At 65.4% G+C, this 22,393-nt stretch carries 17 protein-coding genes; 12 read left to right on the top strand and 5 right to left on the bottom strand.

Annotation, left to right across the window (positions count from 1 at the left end; all coding sequences use genetic code 11):
* The first annotated feature begins 14 nt into the window (after positions 1-14).
* Positions 15-1,844 carry a glutamine--fructose-6-phosphate transaminase (isomerizing) gene (gene glmS / locus B1991_RS04885; protein ID WP_136257587.1) on the top strand — a complete coding sequence of 610 codons (1,830 nt, stop codon included), beginning with the start codon at positions 15-17 and terminating at the stop codon, positions 1,842-1,844.
* Positions 1,845-2,035: 191 nt separating this feature from the next.
* Here the strand turns inward: glmS and B1991_RS04880 are convergent, their stop codons facing one another.
* Genes B1991_RS04880 through rfbB form a run of 5 tightly spaced genes read right to left on the bottom strand, consistent with a single transcriptional unit; the run spans position 2,036 to position 6,885 of the window.
* Positions 2,036-3,448, bottom strand: a complete 1,413-nt coding sequence (locus B1991_RS04880; RefSeq protein ID WP_136257586.1) for a mannose-1-phosphate guanylyltransferase/mannose-6-phosphate isomerase — start codon at positions 3,446-3,448, stop codon at positions 2,036-2,038.
* A gap of 14 nt (positions 3,449-3,462) precedes the next feature.
* Entirely contained in the window at positions 3,463-4,398 is a 936-nt protein-coding gene (rfbD, locus tag B1991_RS04875) for a dTDP-4-dehydrorhamnose reductase (protein ID WP_136257585.1), read from the bottom strand.
* Positions 4,395-4,952 (bottom strand): dTDP-4-dehydrorhamnose 3,5-epimerase, encoded by a 558-nt coding sequence (rfbC, locus tag B1991_RS04870; protein WP_136257584.1) that lies wholly within the window; start codon positions 4,950-4,952, stop codon positions 4,395-4,397. The genes rfbD and rfbC overlap by 4 nt, the downstream gene beginning before the upstream one ends.
* A complete protein-coding gene (rfbA, locus tag B1991_RS04865; protein WP_136257583.1) occupies positions 4,949-5,839 on the bottom strand; it encodes a glucose-1-phosphate thymidylyltransferase RfbA in 891 nt (296 codons plus the stop codon). Before rfbA ends, rfbC begins: the two co-directional genes overlap by 4 nt.
* Positions 5,836-6,885 (bottom strand): dTDP-glucose 4,6-dehydratase, encoded by a 1,050-nt coding sequence (gene rfbB, locus B1991_RS04860; protein WP_136257582.1) that lies wholly within the window; start codon positions 6,883-6,885, stop codon positions 5,836-5,838. The genes rfbA and rfbB overlap by 4 nt, the downstream gene beginning before the upstream one ends.
* 188 nt (positions 6,886-7,073) lie before the next feature.
* Here rfbB and B1991_RS04855 point away from each other — a divergent pair, with 188 nt between their 5' ends.
* From B1991_RS04855 to B1991_RS04805, 11 genes are all read left to right on the top strand, one after another.
* Positions 7,074-8,243: a trans-sulfuration enzyme family protein gene (locus B1991_RS04855; protein WP_136257581.1), complete on the top strand. Its 1,170-nt coding sequence runs from the start codon at positions 7,074-7,076 to the stop codon at positions 8,241-8,243.
* A 49-nt stretch (positions 8,244-8,292) separates the two neighbouring features.
* On the top strand, positions 8,293-9,726 hold the full coding sequence (locus B1991_RS04850; protein ID WP_136257580.1) for a glycosyltransferase family 4 protein: 1,434 nt from the start codon (positions 8,293-8,295) through the stop codon (positions 9,724-9,726).
* Positions 9,723-10,517, top strand: a complete 795-nt coding sequence (locus B1991_RS04845) for an ABC transporter permease (protein ID WP_136257579.1) — start codon at positions 9,723-9,725, stop codon at positions 10,515-10,517. The genes B1991_RS04850 and B1991_RS04845 overlap by 4 nt, the downstream gene beginning before the upstream one ends.
* A complete protein-coding gene (locus tag B1991_RS04840) occupies positions 10,514-11,815 on the top strand; it encodes an ABC transporter ATP-binding protein (RefSeq protein ID WP_246031059.1) in 1,302 nt (433 codons plus the stop codon). The genes B1991_RS04845 and B1991_RS04840 overlap by 4 nt, the downstream gene beginning before the upstream one ends.
* A gap of 51 nt (positions 11,816-11,866) precedes the next feature.
* Positions 11,867-13,759 (top strand): methyltransferase domain-containing protein, encoded by a 1,893-nt coding sequence (locus tag B1991_RS04835; RefSeq protein WP_136257578.1) that lies wholly within the window; start codon positions 11,867-11,869, stop codon positions 13,757-13,759.
* Between the two features lie 4 nt (positions 13,760-13,763).
* A complete protein-coding gene (locus B1991_RS04830; protein WP_136257577.1) occupies positions 13,764-14,678 on the top strand; it encodes a GDP-mannose 4,6-dehydratase in 915 nt (304 codons plus the stop codon).
* A complete protein-coding gene (locus B1991_RS04825; protein WP_136257576.1) occupies positions 14,675-15,652 on the top strand; it encodes a GDP-mannose 4,6-dehydratase in 978 nt (325 codons plus the stop codon). Before B1991_RS04830 ends, B1991_RS04825 begins: the two co-directional genes overlap by 4 nt.
* Positions 15,649-16,668, top strand: a complete 1,020-nt coding sequence (locus B1991_RS04820; protein WP_136257575.1) for a glycosyltransferase — start codon at positions 15,649-15,651, stop codon at positions 16,666-16,668. The genes B1991_RS04825 and B1991_RS04820 overlap by 4 nt, the downstream gene beginning before the upstream one ends.
* A 46-nt stretch (positions 16,669-16,714) precedes the next feature.
* Entirely contained in the window at positions 16,715-18,724 is a 2,010-nt protein-coding gene (locus tag B1991_RS04815; protein WP_168709577.1) for a glycosyltransferase, read from the top strand.
* A gap of 87 nt (positions 18,725-18,811) precedes the next feature.
* On the top strand, positions 18,812-20,941 hold the full coding sequence (locus B1991_RS04810; RefSeq protein ID WP_136257573.1) for a hypothetical protein: 2,130 nt from the start codon (positions 18,812-18,814) through the stop codon (positions 20,939-20,941).
* Between the two features lie 17 nt (positions 20,942-20,958).
* Complete coding sequence (locus tag B1991_RS04805; RefSeq protein WP_136257572.1) at positions 20,959-22,305, top strand: phosphohexomutase domain-containing protein; 1,347 nt, start codon at positions 20,959-20,961, stop codon at positions 22,303-22,305.
* The last annotated feature ends 88 nt before the right edge of the window (positions 22,306-22,393 follow it).

Here is a 22,393-nt window from a genome sequence, read left to right as displayed (position 1 = left end):
AGGAAGCTCGCCCCATGTGTGGAATCGTTGCCGCCGTAGCCCAGCGCGATGTCGCACCGCTGCTGATCGTTGGCCTGAAAGCGCTGGAGTATCGCGGCTATGACTCCTCCGGCGTGGCCGTGCTCGACCGCGGCGCGCTCCGCCGGGTGCGCGCCAAGGGCAAGGTGCGCGAGATGGAGGCGCTGTACCTGGCCGATCCGTTCCCGGGTGGCACCGGCATCGCGCACACCCGCTGGGCCACCCACGGCGTGCCCAGCGAGGCGAACGCGCATCCGCACGTGGCGGGGCGGGTGTCGATCGTGCACAACGGCATCATCGAAAACTACGCCAGCTTGCGCGCCGAACTGCAGGCCGCCGGACACGTGTTCACCTCCGAGACCGACACCGAGGTGATGGCGGCGCTGATCGATCGACGCATCGACCAGGGCCTGAATCTGCGCGAGGCGGTGCTGGCCACCGTGCGCGAACTGGAAGGCGCCTACGCGATCGCCGTGCTCAGCAGCGACGAGCCAGACCGCGTGGTCGGCGCGCGCCGCGGCGCCCCGCTGCTGGTCGGCCTCGGCATCGGCGAGAACTTCCTCGGCTCCGATGCGCAGGCGCTGATCCAGGTCACCAACAAGATGTTGCACCTGGACGAGGACGACGTGGTGGAGATCACCCGCGACAGCGTGCAGGTGTTTGCGCTGGACGGCACGCCGGTCGAACGCAAGGTGTACGAGAGCGAGCTGTCCACCGACGCGGTCGAACGCGGTGAATACCGCCACTACATGCAGAAGGAAATCTTCGAGCAGCCGCGCGCGGTGGCTGACACGCTGGAGGCTCGCGTCGGCGCGCATGGCGTGCTGCCGAACATCTTCGGCATCGACAGCGAGGCACTGCTGGCCGCCACCCGCGGCGTGCACATCATTGCCTGCGGCACCAGCTATCACGCCGGCCTGGTGGCCAAGTACTGGATCGAGGAATTCGCGCGCCTGCCGGTCGCCGTCGAGGTGGCCAGCGAGTATCGCTACCGCGAGACCGTGGTGCCGCCGGGCACGCTGTTCCTGGCGATCTCGCAATCGGGCGAAACCGCCGACACGCTGGCCGCCATGCGCGAGTCGCGCCGACGCGGCTACCTCGGCACCCTGGTCATCTGCAACTCGCCGGAATCGTCGCTGGTGCGTGAGGCGGACCTCAAGCTGATGACCCGCGCCGGTCCGGAGATCGGCGTGGCCTCGACCAAGGCCTTCACCACGCAACTGGCCGGCCTGGCCCTGCTGACCCTGGAGCTGGCGCGCCGCAACGGCCTCGACCCGCAGCGCTACGCGGCACTGTGCGAGGAACTGCAGCGCCTGCCGCGCGCGATCGAGAACGCGCTGAAGCTGGAGCCGGCGATCATCGAGCTGGCCGGCGACTTCATCCATCGCCAGCACGCGCTGTTCCTCGGCCGCGGCGCGCATTACCCGGTGGCGCTGGAAGGTTCGCTCAAGCTCAAGGAAATTTCCTACATCCACGCCGAGGCCTACCCCGCCGGCGAACTCAAGCATGGCCCGTTGGCGCTGGTCGACGAGAACATGCCGGTGGTGGCGGTGGCGCCGAACGGCCCGCTGCTGGACAAGCTGAAATCCAACCTGCAGGAAGTGCGCGCCCGCGGCGGCCGCCTGATCGTGTTCGCCGATGGCGCCGCCGGCATGGACGACACCGCCGGCAACGGCGTGACCCTGCGCGTGCAGTCCGGCGGCAGCTTCATCGCCCCGGCCGTGTTCACCGTGCCGCTGCAGTTGCTGGCCTACCACGTCGCCGTGCTGCGCGGCACCGATGTGGATCAGCCGCGCAATCTGGCGAAATCCGTGACGGTGGAATGACACGTACGGCGGGCATGGCCCGCCGGTTCCCCGCGCCTTGCGCTTGAACGCGCATTACGGAACTGCCGGGCTGCTCTTTGCGGGATCGCCTCTGTCCACAAGGGATTTCCTTTGGTCGTGCGCGATGCTCCTCGTCACCTGACGAAAGGCATCGCCCGCCGGCGGGCTGCTGCGGTGAGGGAGGTCCGGCCTCAGGCGCGGCCGTACACATCGTCGTAGCGCACGATGTCGTCTTCGCCGAGATAACTGCCGGATTGCACCTCGATCAGCTCCAGCACCACCTTGCCGGGGTTGCGCAGGCGGTGCTTGCTGCCCAGCGGGATGTAGGTGCTCTGGTTCTCGCCGAGCAGGAACACCTTGTCGTCGCAGGTGACCTCGGCGGTGCCGGAGACCACGATCCAGTGCTCGGCGCGGTGGTGGTGTTTCTGCAGGCTCAGCGAGGCGCCGGGCTTGACCTGGATGCGCTTGACTTGGAACCGCTCGCCGGCTTCCAGTGAATCGTAGTTGCCCCACGGACGGTGCACCACGCGATGCAGCGAGTGCTCGCTGCGACCGGCGGCCTTCAGTTGCTCGACGATCTGCTTCACGTCCTGCGCGGCGTCGCGGTGCGCCACCAGGGTGGCGTCCGGCGTGGTCACCACGATCAGGTCGTCGACGCCGACGGTGGCGAGCAGATGGCGGTCGTGCGAGCGCAGCAGGGAATGGTGCGTGTCCACCGCCAGGGTGTCGCCTTCGCGCAGGTTGCCGTCGGCGTCCTTGTCGCCGGTCAGCCACAGCGCCGACCACGAACCGATGTCGCTCCAGCCGCAACTGACCGGAATGACCGCGGCGCGCGTGGTCTTCTCCATCACCGCGTAGTCGATCGATTTGTCCGGCACGCGCGCAAACGCGTCCCTGTCGATGCGCACGAAGTCGAGGTCGGTCGAGGCCCTGGCGTGCGCCTCGCGCACTGCGGCCAGCATCGCCGGCGCGTGCTCGGCGAGTTCTTCCAGGTAGCGCGAGGCCTGGAACAGGAACATGCCGGAGTTCCAGTCATAGCTGCCGTCGGCGAGGTAGGACCCGGCGGTGGCCAGATCGGGCTTCTCGACGAACTGCCCGACGCGGAAGCCGTGGCCGTCGAGCGCCTCGGCACGCCGGATGTAACCGAAGCCGGTTTCGGGGCGATCCGGGCGGATGCCGAAGGTCACCAGCCAGCCCTGTGCGACCAGCGGCAGCGCCTGCTGCACGGCGTCGACGAAGGCGTTGGTGTCGCCGATGAGGTGGTCGGCAGGGAGCACCAGCAGGATGGCGTCGGGATCGTGCTGCAACGCCTGCAGCGCGCCCAGTGCGATCGCTGGCGCGGTGTTGCGGGCCAGCGGCTCCAGCACGATGGAGGCGTGCTCGATGCCCGCTTCCAGCAGCTGGTCGGCGGCGAGGAAGCGGTGATCCTCGCTGGCCACCACGATCGGTGCGGCAATATCGGGCAGTTGCCGGGTGCGCGCGATGGCCTGCTGGAACAGCGTGCCCTTGCCGGCCAGCTCGAGGAACTGCTTGGGCAGGTTCCTGCGCGATACCGGCCACAACCGGGTGCCGCTGCCACCGCTGAGGATGAGGGGGATCAACATGGGAGGGGCCTTGTTCAGTGCCCGGAGGCGGCGAGCCGGCGCATCACGTCCTGCAAGCCATGCCGCCAGTCGGGCAGGGTGAAGCCGAAGTGCTGCTGAAAGTTGCCATTATCCAGCAACGAGTACGCCGGGCGTACGGCCGGGGTGGGAAACTCGGCACTGGTGATCGATGTCACGCGTGGCTGCCGCGGCAGCAGACCCAGCGCGGAGGCTTGCTCAAAAATCGCACTGGCGAAACCGTGCCAGGTCGTTGCGCCACTGGCGACCAGGTGATGCGTGCCGACGAGCACTTCGCGTTGCGCGCGATCCGACGACAGCCAGCGGTCCAGTGCGGCGAGCGTGCCGTCCACGATCAGGCCGGTATCGGTCGGCGCGCCGTGCTGGTCGGCCACCACCCGCAGTTCGTCGCGCTCCACGCCCAGGCGCAGCATGGTGCGCAGGAAATTGTGCCCGTGCGCGGCGTAGACCCACGCGGTGCGGAAGATGAAATGATCGGCGCCGCTGTCATGCAGCGCCCGTTCGCCGGCCAGCTTGCTGCGACCGTAGGCACCGAGCGGGTTGGCGGGCGCGTCGACCGCGTAGGGCCGCGATTGCCGGCCATCGAACACGTAGTCCGTGGAGTAGTGGATCATCAGCGCACCGTGCGCCGCCGCCCAGCTGCCGAGCACGCCCACTGCCTCGCCGTTGACGCGGGTAGCCAGCGCTTCTTCCTGCTCGGCGCGATCGACTGCAGTGTAGGCGGCGGCGTTGACGATCACGTCCGGCTGCAGGCGGTCGAGCAGGGTGGGGAGCGATGCGGGGTCCGACAGGTCGGCGATCTCACCGAGGCCCCCAGCCGTCAACACGCCATCACGGCACGTCGCGGCCAGCTCGCCACGCGCGGCCAAACCACCCTGGTCGAGGAAGGTACGACCCAGCTGGCCGTTGGCACCGAGCAGCAGGAACTTCACGGCGTGTAGACCGGCAGCCGTTCCGGCGGTACATCGGCGAGCAGCGGTGTCCTGCTGTCCTTGTCCGACAGCAAGGGCGCGCTGACCGGCCAGTCGATGGCCAGCGCCGCATCGTTCCAGCGAATGCCGGCGTCGGCCTTCGGGTCGTACAGCGCGGTGCACTGGTAGGTGAAGGTGGCGAAGTCGGAGACCACGCAGAAGCCGTGGGCGAAGCCTTCCGGTATCCAGAAGTGGCGATGGTTGTCCGCGGTGAGCATCACGCCCACCGATTGCCCGAAGGTGGGCGAGCCGCGGCGGATGTCCACCGCCACGTCGTAGACCTCGCCTTCCAGCACGCTGACCAGCTTGCCCTGCGGGTTCGGCCACTGGTAGTGCAGGCCGCGCAGCACGCCGCGCGCGGAGCGCGACACGTTGGATTGCACGAAATCGACGTCGATACCGGCCTCGATCCACTTGGCCTTGTTGTAGCTCTCGTAGAAGAAACCGCGCGCATCGCCGAATACCTGCGGTTCGATGATCAACGCGCCTGACACCACGGTTTTGATCACTTTCATCGTACGCGGCCTTGTCGGGTCAGCTGCTGCAGGTACTGGCCATAACCGGTCTTGGCCAGTGGCGCGGCCAACGCCAGCAACTGTTCGGCATTGATCCAGCCGTTGAGATAGGCAATCTCCTCCGGGCAACACACCTTCAGGCCCTGGCGGTTCTCGATCGTCTCGATGTAGTTGCCCGCTTCCATCAACGACTCGTGTGTGCCGGTGTCCAGCCAGGCGAAGCCGCGGCCGAGCTGCTCCAGGTGCAGCGAGCCGTCGTCCAGATAGCAGCGGTTGAGGTCGGTGATTTCCAGCTCGCCGCGCGGCGAGGGTTTCAGCGAGGCGGCGTAGTCGCACACACGGTTATCGTAGAAGTAGAGGCCCGTGACGGCGTAATGTGACTTAGGTTGGGCCGGCTTTTCCTCCAGCCCGATTACCTTGCCGGCCGCGTCGAACTCGGCCACGCCGTAGCGCTCGGGATCCTTCACCCAGTAGCCGAACACGGTGGCGCCATGCTCGCGCGCGGCGGCGCGCTTGAGCCGCTCGGTGAAGCCGTGGCCGTAGAAGATGTTGTCGCCCAGCACCAGGCAGCTCGGCTTGCCGTCGACGAAGTCGCGGCCGATGGTGAAGGCCTGCGCCAGGCCGTCCGGAGACGGTTGCACGGCGTAGCGGATATCCAGCCCCCACTGCGAGCCGTCGCCGAGCAGGCGGCGGAACATGTCCTGCTCGTGCGGGGTGTTGATCACCAGCACTTCGCGGATGCCGGCCAGCATCAGCGTGGCCAGCGGGTAGTAGATCATCGGCTTGTCGTACACCGGCAGCAGCTGCTTGCTCACCGCGCGGGTGATCGGGTGCAGCCGGGTGCCGGAACCGCCGGCGAGGATGATGCCTTTCTGCGTACTGCTCATGCGCCCAGCCTCTCCATGCGGTAGCTGCCGTCCAGCACGCGCTGCACCCACGACTGGTTGGCAAGGTACCAGTCCACCGTCTGCGCGATGCCGCTTTCGAAGGTCTGCGACGGCTTCCAGTCGAGCTCGCATTGCAGCTTGGAGGAATCGATCGCGTAGCGGCGGTCGTGGCCGGGGCGATCCTTGACGAAGGTGATCAGCGATTCGCGTGCGCGGCCATCGGCCAGCGGACGGCGCGCGTCGAGCAGGGCGCAGATCGTCTTCACCACCGCGATGTTCTCGCGCTCGGCGTTGCCGCCCACGTTGTAGGTCTCGCCGATGCGGCCCGCGTCGAGCACGCGGCGGATCGCGCTGCAGTGGTCGCCCACGAACAGCCAGTCGCGGATGTTCCTGCCGTCGCCGTAGACCGGCAGCACCTCGCCGGCCAGCGCCTTGGCGATCACCAGCGGAATGAGCTTCTCGGGGAACTGGTACGGCCCGTAGTTGTTCGAGCAGTTGGTGGTGAGCGTGGGCAGGCCGTAGGTATGGTGGAACGCGCGCACCAGATGGTCGGAGGCGGCCTTCGAGGCGGAATACGGCGAGTTCGGCGCGTACGGTGTGGACTCGGTGAACCTGCCCTCGGCGCCGAGCGAGCCGTACACCTCGTCGGTGGAGACGTGCAGGAAGCGGAAGCCGTCGCGCACGGCACCGTCGAGGCCGCGCCAGTAGTCGCGGGCGCACTCCAGCAGGCCCAGCGTGCCCACCACGTTGGTCTGCACGAATTCGGCCGGGCCGTCGATAGAGCGGTCCACATGCGATTCGGCGGCGAAGTTCACCACGGCGTCGGGCTGGTGTTCGGCCAGCAGCCGCGCCACCAGGGCGCGGTCGCCGATGTCGCCCTGCACGAAAACGTGATGCGCATCACCATGCAACGAGGCCAGCGTGTCGAGGTTGCCGGCGTAGGTGAGTTTGTCCAGGTTGACCACGCGCAAGCCGTCGGCCACCGCCTGCAGCACGAAATTCGCGCCGATGAAGCCGGCGCCGCCGGTGACGAGCAGGGTTTTCATGAAGCATGCATTTCCTTGGAGGGAAGTGATCATTGTGTCATGGGGATTGCGCCAGCCAGCACCTGACGCGGGGCCGACCCGCCGGGTAACACTTAACGTTAAGGCAAACCATGGCGGCGCGGTTACAATACGCGATCCCTCACGCGGTACCGGCCTTCGCCGGCGCCGCCCTGCCTGCGATGCCTGCCATGCCCAAGAAGACGCCTGTTGCCCCCCACGGACTCGGAACACGCGCGATCCACGCTGGCCAGCATCCCGATCCCAGCACCGGCGCCATCATGACGCCGATCTACGCTACCTCCACCTACGTGCAGGAAAGCCCGGGCAAGCACAAGGGCTACGAGTACTCGCGCACGCAGAACCCGACCCGCATGGCTTATGAGCGCTGCGTGGCAGATCTGGAAGGCGGTGTCGCCGGTTTCGCGTTCGGCTCCGGCCTGGCTGCGGCGGCGACCGTGCTGGATCTGCTCGACTCGGGCAGCCACGTGATCGCGATGGACGACCTCTACGGCGGCACCTACCGCCTGTTCGAGCGGGTGCGCCGGCGGTCGGCCGGACTGGACTTCAGCTTCGTCGACCTGAACGACACGGCGGCGCTGAAAGCGGCACTGAAGCCGAACACGCGGATGATCTGGGCCGAAACCCCGACCAATCCGATGCTGAAGCTGGTCGACCTGGCCAAGGTCGCCGCGTTCGCGAAGAAGCACGGCCTGATCCTGGTGGTGGACAACACGTTCTGCTCGCCGATGGTGCAGCGCCCGCTGGAATTCGGGGCCGACCTGGTGCTGCATTCGGCCACCAAGTACATCAACGGCCACTCCGACATGGTCGGCGGCATCGTGGTTGCCGGCAATCAGGAACTGGCCGCCCAGATGGCCTTCCTGCAGAACTCGGTGGGCGCCGTGGCCGGCCCGTTCGACGCCTTCCTCGCCATGCGCGGCCTGAAGACCCTGCACCTGCGCATGCGCCAGCACTGCACCAGCGCGCTGGAACTGGCCACGTGGTTGCAGAAACACCCGGCCGTCGAGCGCGTGATCTACCCCGGCCTGAAAAGCCACCCCCAGCACGCGCTGGCCAGGCGCCAGATGCACGGCTTCGGCGGCATCGTCACCATCGAGGTGAAGGGCGGCCTGAAAAAGGCCCGCCGCATGCTGGAGCGTTGCGAGCTGTTTGCCCTGGCCGAGTCGCTCGGTGGCGTCGAGAGCCTGATCGAGCACCCCGCCATCATGACCCACGCCTCGGTGCCCGCGGCCAACCGCAAGCGGCTGGGTATCAGTGATGGGCTGGTGCGTCTGTCGGTGGGTGTGGAGGATGTGGCGGATCTCCGCGCCGAGCTGGCCGATGCCTTGGGCCGTTAGACACTACGACACGTCGCGTGCCCAGTGGGGAGACTGGGCGGAACGCATCATGAACAGACCACAGCAGGTAAGCACCGTGAGCAAGCAAAGGAGGGCCATCGGCATCGCGCTCTTGAACCTATCGGCATGGATACGCCGGCAGCCCTGGCTCAAGGCTATGTATCGCCATTTCCCGGCACGGTTGCGCAATCGCACGTCGGAGGTGCTGGTGGCGCGTGCCGGCCAACAACTGAAGTTCGCGCGAACCGCAGGGTGGGCTCGTGAACCTCGCCCGCCCGAGCCGGTGGCGGCAATCGCCGGGGGTGCTCATGCTGGCGCCTCCGGCGTGAATATTTTCGCCTATGCCCGCGGCCAATTCGGCCTCGCCGAGGGCGCGCGGCAGTATGCGCGGGCCTTGCTGGCGGAAGGCTATCCAGTGGCGATCCACGACATCGACATCGACATACCGCATGGCATGGACGATCGCAGCCTCGATCCGCATATCGGCGCCGAGACGCCGTATGGGGTCAACCTGATTTTCGTCAATCCCGATTATCTGGAACAGGCCACGGCCAGCATCGGACGCGAGCGCCTGGGTGATCGGCACACCATCGCGTGCTGGTTCTGGGAGCTGGAGAAGTTTCCCGACGCATGGCGTCACGCGCTGGATCGCGTGGACGAAGTGATGGTATCGACGGGCTTTATCCGCCATGCGGTGGCCGCGGTCACCGACAAGCCGGTATGGAGTGCCCCACTGCCGATCGGCCAGTCGCCGGACAGCGGGCTGACCCGCGCTGACTTCGGACTGGACGAGGATGACTTCATCTTCCTGTGCAGCTTCGATTTCAACTCCTACCTCGCGCGCAAGAATCCCCGCGCGGCAATCGATGCGTTCCGACGTGCCTTCGCCGACCGACGACCGAACGTCAAGTTGCTGGTCAAGTCCAGCAATGGCCATCGTCATTCGGAAAAGTTGCGTGTATTGCTGAACGCCGTCGGCGCCGATGAGCGAATCATTTTTCGCGATGACGTCATTGATCGCGAAGATCTCGGTGCGTTGCAGCGTTGTGTCGATGCATACGTGTCGTTGCATCGCGCGGAGGGGTTCGGTCTCGGTCTGGCCGAGTGCATGCGCCTCGGCAAGCCGGCTATCGCCACCGCATGGTCGGGGAACATGGAGTTCATGACGGCCGACAACAGCTGCCTGGTCGATTACCAACTGGTGCCCGTAGGCGAAGGTGAGTACCCGCACCCCGAAGGTCAGTGCTGGGCCGAAGCCAACGTCGACCAGGCCGCCGAGCTGATGCGGCGGCTGGTGGAGGATCCTGGCTTTGCGGGCCGCATCGGTACCCGGGCGGCGCACGACATCCGCACCAGGCTTTCACCGCACGCGGCGGCGCAGGAAATCATCCGGCGAATCGAATCGCGGTCGTCCCGGGCCGGCATTCCGCCGGTGGCCGCAGTACATTCCGACGGCGCGGGTCGATGGGAGACAGCACCATGAAGGGCATGCCGAGAGCGATCTGGAGCTATCGCCATTTCATTGTCTCCTCGATCAGGAACGACCTGCGCTCGCGTTTCGCCCGCAGCAAGCTGGGTGCCGTGTGGATGATCCTGCAGCCGCTGGCCCAAGTGCTGATCTACTCCCTGGTGCTGTCGCGCATCATGGTGGCGAAGCTGCCGGGTATCGACAGCCCTTATGCCTACTCGATCTACCTGCTGGCTGGCATGCAGGCCTGGTCGTTGTTCAGCGAGGTGGTGACACGGTCGCTGACGGTCTTCGTCGAGAACGGCAGCATGTTGAAGAAAATCGTGTTTCCGCGCGCATGCCTGCCCATCGTCACGCTGGGTTCGGCGCTGGTGAACAACGTCCTGTTGTTTGTCGTGATGATGATCGTGTTCGCGTTGCTCGGGCATTTTCCGATCTACGCGCTGCTGTGGGTGCCCTTGCTGACGTTCGTGACCGCGGCATTCTCGCTTGGCCTGGGGCTGCTGATGGGTGTGCTCAACGTATTCGTCCGCGATGTAGCCCAGTTCATGATGGTGGTGTTGCAGCTGTGGTTCTGGCTGACACCGGTGGTCTACATGTCGTCCATCATTCCAGAGAGGCTCCACGCGGCGATGCAGTTCAATCCCATGTACTGGATCGTCGCGGCCTACCAGGACACGCTGGTCTATGGTCGTGCGCCGGAGCCCGATGGCCTGCTGGGGGTGACGGTAGCGGCCCTGATCCTGCTGGCTTGTTCGCTGCTGCTGTTCCGCAAGGCGGCTCCCGACATGGTGGACGTGCTGTGAAGGCAGTCGTCCTGCAAGTTCAGAACGTAGGCAAGTCCTTCCGGGATTACGGCAGCGAGTGGCGCCGGTTCGGCAGCTGGTTCGGCATGCACTCGTCGAACGTCAAGGACCACTGGGTCTTGCGGAACATCAGTTTTGCCGTGCACGCAGGCGAGGCATTGGGCATCGTCGGCCAGAACGGCGCGGGCAAGAGCACGCTGCTCAAGATCATCACCGGTACGCTGGGCGCCACCGAGGGTACCGTGCGGGCGAGTGGCCGCGTGGCGGCCATCCTGGAGCTCGGCATGGGCTTCGATCCGGATCTGACCGGCAGACAGAACAGCGAACACGTCGCGGGGCTCATGGGCTTTTCGAGGGCGGAGATACGCACCTTGCTGCCCCGGATCGAGGCGTTCGCCGAGGTGGGGGCATATTTCGACGAGCCTGTGCGCACATACTCGAGTGGCATGCAGATGCGCGTCGCCTTCAGCCTGGCGACCGCCTCGCGGCCCGATGTGCTCATCGTCGATGAGGCACTTGCCGTCGGCGATGCGTATTTCGTGCATAAATGTTTCAAGCGGATCCGCGAGTTCCGCGACGAAGGGACGACCCTGCTGATCGTCTCCCATGACAAGTCCGCCGTGCAGGCGCTGTGCGACCGGGCCGTCATGATCGACCGGGGTCGACTGGTCGCCGACGGCTCGCCGCAGGAAGTACTGGATTTCTACAATGCGCTGATCTCCGAGAAGGAGAACAGCACGGTGCGGCAGAGCCGCCAGGAGGACGGCGCGGCGGTCACGGTGTCGGGTACCGGCGAAGCCGTGATCGATTCGATCTGGCTCGAGGACGCCGCGGGCCAGCGTGTCGAGTTCGTGGGGGTCGGCGATCCGGTCGACCTGGTCATCCGGGTTCGTGTCGAGTCCGCGCTGGCTCGGCTGGTGGTCGGCTACGTGATTCGCGATCGGCTGGGTCAGGCCGTATTCGGTACCAATTCGTTCTATACCGACCAAGTCATCGAGAATGCGCAGACCGGCGACCAGTTCGAGTTTCGCGCCCGCTTCCCGGTGAATCTCGGCGTGGGGACGTATTCGTTCTCTGTGGCATTGTCGAGCACCGAAACGCACCTGGTGAACAACTACGAGTGGCGCGATCTCGCGCTCGTGTTTACCGTCGCGAACACGCAACGTACTACCTTCGTCGGGATGGCCTGGATACAACCGCAGATCACCATCTCCCCGTGCGGTCGGGCTGACGCGTCGGTAACGCGGATCGGTGCCGGCCAGGAGGCTCGTGTGCCGGACGGTCGATCCCCGTCGTGACCTGGCTGCCCGTGCCCGCCGCAGATCTTCATTCATCGAGGTTGAAATCGCATGAACCGTCCTGACCCTTCGCAACCGGGCAACCGCGAAGTCCCGGCGCAGGCGCACGAGGGACCGGACCTGGCGGAACTGATGGCCCGCGTTCGCCGTGAAGTGACCGGCAGCGCGGAAGATCCCCTGCTAACTCCTGCTCACGTGGCGCGCGCCGAGGCAGGCGAGCCGACGGCCGACGCCCTGAGCGTCGATGAGGTACTTGAGCGGATGCGCCGCGAGCTGAAGCGGCGGCGTGGCGGGACGTCCGTTTCCGCCGCGGCTTCCACCGCTCCGGTCCCCGAGGAAGACCGCCTGCCTCGCTGGCAGTCGTCCACCGGCACGCTGCCGCTGCAGCCGCAGTACACGCTGGCCGAGATGATGCGTCCCTCCGACGGGGACTTCGTCGACAACGCCTTCCGGATCCTGCTTCGCCGATCGGCGGCGGCCACCGAGAGGGCACACTATCTCGCCACGCTGCGCGCCGGGACCAGCAGCAAGGTCGAGATTCTTGGCCACATCCGGTTTTCGGATGAAGGCATGCAACACGGTGTGCATGTGGATGGGCTTCTGGTCCCCTACAAGCTGCACCAGTGGCGGCACATCCCGGTGCTGGGTCGGTTCCTCGCCCTTGGGATTGCCATCTTCCGCCTGCCCAGGCTGTTTGGACACCTGCAGAGGATGGAAGCCGTCGGGGCGCAGGAAATCCACGAAGTCGGGCAGGCGCTCAACGAACTGGCCTTGGCAACGGAGACGCGCCAGGCACAGCTGGATGACCAACTGGATACCCTCGCCGGATTGCAACGCCGGTTGCATGCGCGGCTGTCGGAAGAGATGCCCGCTCTTGCCAACGCTGTCGATCAATTGCATCGGCAGCTTGCCGAGCAGGTATCGCTGACGGCGCAGATCGAGGCGACACTGACCGCTCGGCTCGAATCCGCGCTGGCGGATCAAGCGGAGGCATACGCTCGGCTCGAATCCATGCTGGCCGAGCAGGCCGCCGCGCGTTCCCGGCTGGAGCAGCAGCTCGAAGCCGCACTGTCGGCGACGACAAAGGCGATCACGGACGGTGCCAGCGATCGTCGTACCGTGCATGCCGTCGAACGCCGGCTGGTCGCCTTATCCGATCGCATGAATCAGCAGCTGGTCGAGCCGTCGCCGGCGGCGCCCGCCGGTTCCGGCGAGGAGCCGGCGAGCGACGGCCTGCTGGACGCGCACTACGTATCGTTCGAGGACACCTTCCGGGGCAGCCGGGAAGACATCAAGACGCGCGCCGCGCATTATCTCGATGCATTTCGCGAGGCCGGCGTGGAGGCTGGTGATGGCATGGTCGTGGATCTCGGTTGCGGTCGTGGCGAATGGCTGGAAGTGCTGTCCGAGCATGGCTTTGCTTCGCGCGGTGTGGATTTGAACAATGTCATGGTCGGCGAGGCGCAATCCCTCGGTCTCGACGCCGTCGAGCAGGATGCCGTCGCCCATCTGCGTAGCCTCGAGAGCGACTCCGTTTCCGCCATCACCTCGATGCACCTGGTCGAACACCTGCCCTACGAAGTGCTCATCCGGCTCGTCGACGAGGCGTTGAGGGTGCTGCGGCCGGGCGGCGTGCTGATCCTGGAAACGCCCAATCCCGAGAACCTGACGGTCGGCTCGTACTGGTTCTACATGGATCCCACCCACCGCAACCCGATTCCGCCGCCCCTGCTCCAGTGGGTCGTCGAGGCCCGCGGCTTCGAGCACGCCGTTATCGACCGGTTGACCCTCAATCGAGGGGTCATGGACATCCAGCCGGTGAATGAAGACATTGCCGCTGCCAACCAGATCAACAGGATCGTCGGCCTGCTGACCGCCGCGCCGGACTACGCGATCGTGGCGCGCAAGCCGCAGGCGGGGATCGCGCATGGGCAGGGGGCATGATCCGATGAAGAAGCTCTACATCACCGGTGCAAGCGGCTTCGTCGGCCAGCACATCGCGCGCATCGTCGCCGATGGCGGTTTCGGGCCCTGCACCCTGCACGTGATGCCCGATGACCTCGACATCCGCGACAGCAAGGCGCTCCACGCCTCGCTGGCCGCCGTGCAACCGGACTGGGTGATCCACCTCGCCGCGCGCAGCTTTGTCCCGGATTCCTTTACCGATCCGCGCGAGACGCTGGACGTCAACCTGTTCGGCACGCTCAGCCTGTTGTGCGCGCTGCGGGAGATGAAATTTCCCGGCCGCCTGCTGTACGTGAGCTCGGGCGATGTCTACGGCACGGTGCCCGAGTCCGCCTTGCCGGTGAGCGAATCGCGCTGGCCGGAGCCCCGCAACCCCTACGCCGCGAGCAAGATATCGGCCGAAACCCTGTGCCTGCAATGGCATCGCAGCGAACAGCTGGACGTGATCGTGGCGCGGCCGTTCAACCATATCGGCCCGGGCCAGGGCGACCGCTTCGTGGTGCCGGCGCTCGCGCGCCAGGTGGCGCGGATTGCCGCCGGCCTGCAGGAGCCCACGCTGATGGTGGGCGACATCGACGTGACCCGTGACTTCTCCGACGTGCGCGACGTGGTCCGGGCCTATGCCGCGATGCTTGGCCGGGGGCGGGCTGGGCAGACATACAACGTGTGTTCGGGCCGGGAGGTTACCATTCGCTCCATTCTGCAGACCCTTTGCACGCTGGCCGGGGTGGATCCGGCGGTAGTGCAGGACAGCGCGCGATTGCGCCCCAGCGAACAGCGGCGCATGGTGGCGGACTGCCAGCGCCTTCGCGCGGACACCGGCTGGGAGCCGACCGTTCCCCTCGAAACATCCCTGCAACAGATACTTGACCAATTCAGGACGAGCCAAACGCCATGAACAAAAGCGCACTCATCACGGGCATCACCGGACAGGACGGAGCCTATCTCGCCAAACTGCTTCTCGAGAAAGGCTATCAGGTGCATGGTTTCGTGGCCCGGCGCGGTTCGGACATGCGCTGGAGGTTGCGTGAAGCAGGCGTCGAGCAGGACGTGAACTACATCGAGGGCGACCTGATGGATCTGTCGTCGCTGGCGCGGGCGATGGAAACCTCGAAGGCGGACGAAGTCTACAACCTCGGCGCGCAGAGCTTCGTCGGCACGTCATGGCAGCAGCCGGTACTGACCGCGCAGGTCAGCGGCGTGGGCGCCATCAACGTGCTGGAGGCCGTGCGCATCGTCAATCCGGCGGCGCACTTCTACCAGGCATCCACCAGCGAGATGTTCGGCCTGATTCAGGCCGAGAAGCAGGACGAGACCACGCCGTTCTATCCGCGCAGCCCCTACGGCGTGGCGAAGTTGATGGCGCACTGGGCCACGGTGAACTACCGCGAGAGCTTCGGCCTGCATGCGTCGAGCGGCATCCTGTTCAATCACGAGTCGCCGCTGCGCGGTGTCGAGTTCGTCACCCGCAAGGTCACCCACGCGGCGGCGTCGATCAAGCTGGGACTGCAGAAGGAACTGCGTCTGGGCAATATCGACGCCAAGCGCGACTGGGGTTTTGCCGGCGACTACGTCGAGGCGATGTGGCTGATGATGCAGCAGCCTCAGGCCGACGATTACGTGGTGGCCACCGGAATCACCACCACCGTCCGTGACATGTGCAAGATCGCCTTCGGCCATCTTGGCCTGGGTTATGAAGGCCACGTGGTGATCGACCAGAAATTCTTCCGCCCGGCGGAGGTGGACGTGCTGCTGGGCAACCCTGCCAAGGCCAAGGCGAAGCTGGGCTGGGCGCCGAAGACCTCGCTGGAGCAGTTGATCACGATGATGGTGGATGCGGACATGCGTCGCCTGCAGGGGCAGGCGGCGTGAAAGTCGCGATCGTCACCGTGCGCTCCGCCTCCGGCGAAGCCGGCGGGGCGGAGCGTCTGTATGACGCACTGGTGGAGGCGTTCCGCCAGGGTGGGCACGAGGCCCAGGAAGTGCCCGTCGTCGCCGATGAGTCGACGTTCGAGCAGATCAAGCGCAACTATCTCGCCTGTTACGACCTGGACCTGTCGGCGTTCGACATGGTGGTATCGACCAAGGCACCGACGTGGATGGTGCGGCACCCGCGCCATGTCTGCTACCTGGTGCACACCATCCGCGTGTTCTACGACATGTTCGACAGCGCGTTTCCCCAGGCTGGAGCGGAGCACCGCGCGCAGCGCGACCTGATCCACCAGCTGGATACGCGGGCGCTGTCGCCGCCGCATTGCCGTGGGGTGTTCTCGATCGGCAGCGAAGTTTCCCAGCGGCTGCAACGGTGGAACGGGCTTCATGCCGAGGTCATGCATCCGCCGTTGTGGGGCGGTGACTTCCACGCCGGTGCCTTCGGCGATTACCTGCTGCTCCCCGGCCGCCTGCATCCGTGGAAACGGGTGGACCTGGTCATTCGTGCCATGCGCCACGTGCGTGCGCCGCTGCGTCTGGTGATCACCGGCACCGGCGAGGCGGAGCAGGAACTGCGCGCGCTGGCGAAGGATGATCCGCGCATCGAGTTTCGTGGCCGCGTATCGGATGACGAGCTGGTCGAGCTGTACGCGGGAGCTTATGCGATTCCGTTCACGCCCATGCGCGAGGACTACGGCTACGTCACGCTGGAAGCATTTGCCAGCGCCAAGCCGGTCATCACCTGCCGCGATTCGGGCGAAGCGGCGGCGATCGTGCGGGCTAGCATGGCCGGCTATGTCTGCCCGCCCGATCCGAGGGCTATCGGCGAGCATATTGATATGATCTGGGGCGATCGCGAGCGGGCCGAGTCGCTTGGGCAGGCCGGTCTGGCTTGGGTGTCGGGGCTGTCATGGGGTGACATCGCCGGCCGCCTGGTCGAAGCTTCTGCCGGTTGACAGGGGGTCTTGCGGGATGGTTGCGGTGACAGGGAAACAGTTGCGGGTGACGGTGATCGACATGCAGCCGATCATGCCGGCGGTGGGCGGCGGGCGGCAGCGCCTGCTGGGCTTGTATCACGCGTTGGGCCCGGGTATCGCCTGCACCTATGTCGGCAGTTACGACTGGCCGGGCGAGTCCCTCCGCGACCAGCAACTCACGCCGGGACTGCGCGAGATCGTGGTGCCGCTGTCGCCCGTACATCACGAGGCCGCCGCCGCCCTCTCGCGGCGCACCGCCGGGCGCACCGTGATCGATATCGCCTTCGCCGACCAGGTGCATCTGTCGGAAGAGTACCTTGCCACGGCCCGCAAGCACGCCATGGAAGCCGACGTGGTGGTGTTCTCGCATCCCTGGGCTTACGCGGCCGTGGCCGAAGTGCTGCGCGCCGATCAGCTCGTCGTCTACGAATCGCACAACGTGGAAGGCCTGCTCAGGATGTCGTTGCATGACGACATCCCCGCCGCCGACCCGCTGGTGCGTGGCGTGGTGGCGCTCGAGTATCGCCTGTGCCGCGAGGCGGATCTGATCCTCGCCTGTTCCCAGGAGGATCGCGAGATCTTCGCCCGCGTCTACGACGTGAGCTGGGACAAGTTGCGTGTGGCACCCAATGGCATTTTTGCGTTCACCTACGAGCTGCCCACGAGCGAGCAGCGCGCGGCAGCGAAGAAGGTGCTGCGCGTGGGCAAGCCGCGGCTGGTCATCTTCGTTGGCTCGAACTACGGCCCCAACAACGATGCCGCGGCATTCGTCGCGGACGAGTTGGCCGGTGACCGCCCCGATGTGGCCTTTGCCCTCATCGGCGGCTGTTGCGACCGGCTCCAGAACAAAAGCCTGCCCTCGAACGTCATCCTGCTTGGCACGTTGGAGGAGGAAGCCAAGCACGCGTGGATGCGCGCGGCCGACGTGGCAGTGAACCCGCTGTCCGCCGGGTCGGGCACCAGCATCAAGATGTTCGACTTCATGGCCGCCGGCCTGCCGACTGTCACGACGCGAATCGGCGCGCGCGGCATCTGCTCGCACGGCGTGCCGCCTTTCGTCGTCGCCGAACTCGACGGCTTTGGCACGGCACTGGATGGCTTGCTCGGGGATGCCGGCCGGCGCGGGGAGTACGCGACGCTCGGACGCAGGAACGTGGAGAGCTTCTATGCGTGGGAGCGCATCTCGCCGGCGGTGGGGCGTCAGCTTTCCGTCCGGCTCGCTGCGAAGTCCGGGCCGAGGCCGCATTTCACCGTCGTCATTCCCACTTATGAAAGACACCATCTGCTCGACCAGTTGATGCTGAAACTCGACGCGCAGACCGAGCGGGATTTCGAGGTCATCGTGGTGGACCAGTCGGCCTCGCCTTGGCCGGCGGCGCAGGCCGTGCGGCGATTCCCGTTGCGCTATGTGCACAGCGAGATCAAGGGTGCGGTGGCCGCGCGCAACCTGGGCGGCAGCCTCGCGACGGGACGGATCATCGCCTTCACCGACGACGACTGCGAGCCCGCGGCCGATTGGCTGAGGAAGGGGCGGGCTTGGTTTGAGTCACCGACCGTCGTTGGCGTGGAGGGTCTGATCCGCTCCGATCACATCGACGAACCGGAATGGCGGCCGGTCACCAATGTCGGCTTCGAAGGCATCGGCTTCATGACCGCGAACCTGATGGTACGCAGCACTGCATTCCAGCAACTCGATGGTTTCGATCCCGCTTTCGACACCCCCCATTTCCGCGAAGACACCGACTTCGGCTGGCGCCTGCAGGCCATCGGCGAGGTGCCCTACGCGACCGGCGTGGAAGTGTTCCACCCGGCACAGCGCCGCGACATCCAGCGCGAGTCACAGGCCGAGCGCAACCGCTTCTTCGAGAAGGACGCGTTGCTGCTCAAGAAGCATCCCGAGAAGTACCGACAACTGTTCTTCATGGAAGGACACTATCGCAAGACCGATGGTTTCGGGCTGAATCTGCGGCGCGGCCTGGAGGTGTATGGCGTGAACATGCCGGACTGGATGGCGGCGTTCCTGCCGGGGAAGTGAAAGCCTTGATCGCTCGCGGGCTCTCTCGTCGCGCGGTCTCATCCGGACGACGATCACGAGCTGCATTGCTCGAAGCGTGGAGTGGACATGAAGTGGACTGAATGGCTTGCCGGAGCAAAGAATCGCGGCGGCGTACTTGCGCTGCTGCTGATCGTGATTGCTGCCTACTACGTGAGGATGCTCCGGGGTTATTCCGCGCCCTTGATGGTGCCTGACGAGTTCGGGTACTCCGTGATCGCCGCTTACCTGGCCGGGCACGATTGGTCAAATGTCGCACAGGGCCTCCCCTGGTACAGCTACGGGTACTCCCTGTTCCTCACACCGATCTACATGCTGGTCAAACCGACCAGCTGGTATCACGCCGCACAGTTCCTGAACGTGTTTCTGGTGATCGCTGCCGGGATCCTCGCCAACGCGTTTCTGAAAAAGTTCGTCACGAACAGCGTGAATCGTTACATCGCGGTAGCGGCCGTGCTGCTGTACCCGTCGCTGGTGTTCTACGTGCACTTCACCTGGTCGGAATCGCTGATTGCCGTGTTGCCCTGGCTGGTGGCGATCCAGGTGGCCAGGATGGGGCGCGCCGACTCCGGTTATCTGGATGCGGTGCTCTACGCCGTGCTGCTTGCAAGTTGTTACTACATCCACTCGCGACTGATCGTCCTCTGCATTGCGGGCCTGATGGTGCTCGGTTACCAGGTCCGGATGGATGGACGCAAGGTACGTGCACTGGCATGTGTGGCCGTCTTTGCGTTGATCATGATTCTGGGCAACCTGCTCAAGAATTATTTCATCGAACACGTCTATCGCGGTGAACTCCATGGCGCGCAGGATTCGCTCGCCAAGATGGTGCTGGAACTGGCTCGGCGCTTTCGTCATCCATCGACGCTGCTGACCATGCTGGAGGCAGCCGCCGGGCAGTTCGCCTACCTGCTCATCGCTACTCTGGGCCTGCTGGTTCCTGGTGTCTGGGCCGTGCTGACCCAAGCCAGGCAACGCCACGCTCGGGGAGAAGTGGACGCCTCCAGTGCGCTGATGTTCCTGCTGCTGGCACTGCTGGGCGGTTATGCGCTGATCGTGATTTCCATGGGTAGCATGCCGAGTGGTCCGCACCACGTGTTCTACGGCCGCTACAGCGATCCACTGGTGCTGCCCTTCCTGGCGTTCGGCCTGGTTTGGTGCATCGAAAGGCCACGCGCGGTCCCCAGGTTTGCAGTGATTTCGCTGGTACTGGCGCTGCTGGCCGTTCCCCTGGCGATGCACTTGGTGGCGAGGCTCCCGCAGGCAACCTATTGGACCTTGGTGGCGGGATTGTTCACTTATCGCACGCCCTCATGGCAACTGGACACCGGCCACCTGCTGTGGGGTTTTGCCCTCGTCAACGTAGTGCTTGTGTTGTCGTTCCGCTGGCAGCCGCGCCTCGCTGGCATGCTGGTGTGCGGGATCTTGCTGACGGGAGGGATAGGCATCACACGTGTCCATCAATCCGCCGGTTCGAGCCATGCATTCCAATGGCGCTCCCGGCTCGATCAGCCGAGGCAGCCCTTCCGCGGAAAGATCATTCTCAATATCGATGATGGTGATCCCCTGTTCTTGCGCACGCAGGCCAGAATGATCAACCCGGATGCCACCCTCGTCATCTCCCGACCCGGCGACCCTGCGCGGCAGAGCCAGCAATTCGAGGATCATCTGGCCCTCCGCCAGAGCAGCGCGGGGTTGGAGCAGCTGTATTGCAATTTCAACGAGGCGGCAAAGGTACCGGAGCCGGCCAAGTGCACGAAGATCGATGCTCAGGCGTTCAAGGCGAAGGTACATCTCGGCTTGGGCGACCCGCGCAAACAGCTGAGCTTCCCGCATGCCTCCATGCGGGCTAAGGCCTACTACATCGTATCGACCCTTCCGTACCTGCGGACGCTGTGGCCTTATCTGGGGACGCATCGCGTCACCTTGCGATATTCCACCCGGTCCGGATTCCCGACTGTCGTCAACCTGAAAGCGTTTGTGACCCGGCCGGGGGAGTCGGCCTGGCTCGGCGAGCGGTCGGCGCGATTGTTCGTACCTGCGGGCGAGGCCAGCGGCCTGATCAAGGTGCAGGCCACGGTGCGCGGTTATGACGGCAACCCGCTGCCACCAGGGAAGTATTCCTTCCACGTAGTGGTTGGTTATCCCGACGGCAATGACTGGTCGACGATTGCCACCATGCCCATGTCGATCCACTGAACACACAAAGAACGAACATGCCCAGTTGTTTCAAAGCCTACGACATCCGCGGTCGCGTCCCTGACGAGCTGAACGAAGACGTCGCCTACCGCATCGGCCGCGCGTTTGCGCAGATCCTGCAACCAGCGGAGGTGGTGGTCGGGCGCGATGTGCGACTGGACAGTCCTGCATTGGCCGCAGCGGTGGCGCGGGGCTTGAATGACGGCGGCGCCGCGGTGATCGACATCGGCTTGTGCGGTACCGAGGAGGTATATTTCCAGACCGCGCACCGTGGCGTCGGCGGCGGCATCATGGTCACTGCCAGCCACAATCCGATGGACTACAACGGCATGAAGCTGGTGCGGCAGGATGCCCGACCGATCAGTGGCGATACCGGCCTGCGCGACATCGAGGCACTGGTCGAGGCCGGCGAGTTTCCGCCGCCGGGTGGTCCAGCGACGCAGCGCGTGGACATGGACAAGTCGGCGTACATCGATCACCTGCTCGGCTATGTGGATCGTGCCGCGCTGCGCCCATTGCGGATCGTCGTCAACGCCGGCAACGGCGGTGCCGGCCTGGTGATCGATCAGCTGGCACCCCACCTGCCGTTCGAGTTCATTCGCATCCATCACGAACCCGATGGCCGTTTCCCGCACGGCATACCCAATCCGCTGCTGCCGGAAAACCGCGCGGCTACGGCGGATGCGGTGCGCGCCCACGGCGCGGATTTCGGCATCGCGTGGGATGGCGACTTCGACCGCTGCTTCTTCTTCGATGCCGAAGGTCGTTTCATCGAGGGCTATTACCTCGTTGGCCTGCTCGCTGCACAGCTGCTGGAGAAGCATCCCGGAGGCCGGATCGTTCACGATCCGCGCCTGTGCTGGAACACCATCGACATGGTGAAAGCTGCGGGTGGCGTGCCGGTGATGAGCAAGACCGGGCACGCGTTCATCAAGGAGCGGATGCGTGCCGAGGACGCGGTCTACGGCGGCGAAATGAGCGCGCATCACTACTTCCGCGACTTCGCCTATTGCGATACCGGCATGGTTCCCTGGTTGCTGATTGCCGAACGCATCAGCACGACCGACATTCCGCTGGCGCAGATGGTGGAACAACGCATCGCCGCCTATCCGTGCAGCGGCGAGATCAACTTCAGGGTTGCTGACGTGGCCGCGGTAGTGGCGCGGGCGGAGGCACGCTATGTATCGGAAGCTGCAGGGACGGTGGATCGTACCGATGGCCTCAGCGTCGCTTTTGACGACTGGCGCTTCAACCTGCGCTCATCCAACACCGAGCCGCTGTTGCGTTTAAACGTCGAAACGCGCGGTGACGAGGCCATGCTAGTGGGCAAGACGGAGGAGCTGCGTCGTCTGATCGAGGATTGACCCGTTTCACTGTCACCCAGGTGGGGACTCAGATGAAAAGCGCTCGCTCGAAATGGTGCCTTCAGGTCAAGCGCGCGAAGCAGGCGGT

The sequence above is a fragment of the Rhodanobacter lindaniclasticus genome, assembly GCF_004799035.1.
Lineage (GTDB): Bacteria > Pseudomonadota > Gammaproteobacteria > Xanthomonadales > Rhodanobacteraceae > Rhodanobacter > Rhodanobacter lindaniclasticus.
Note: the sequence above shows the minus strand (reverse complement) of the source record. Positions and strands in the feature narration are given on the sequence as shown.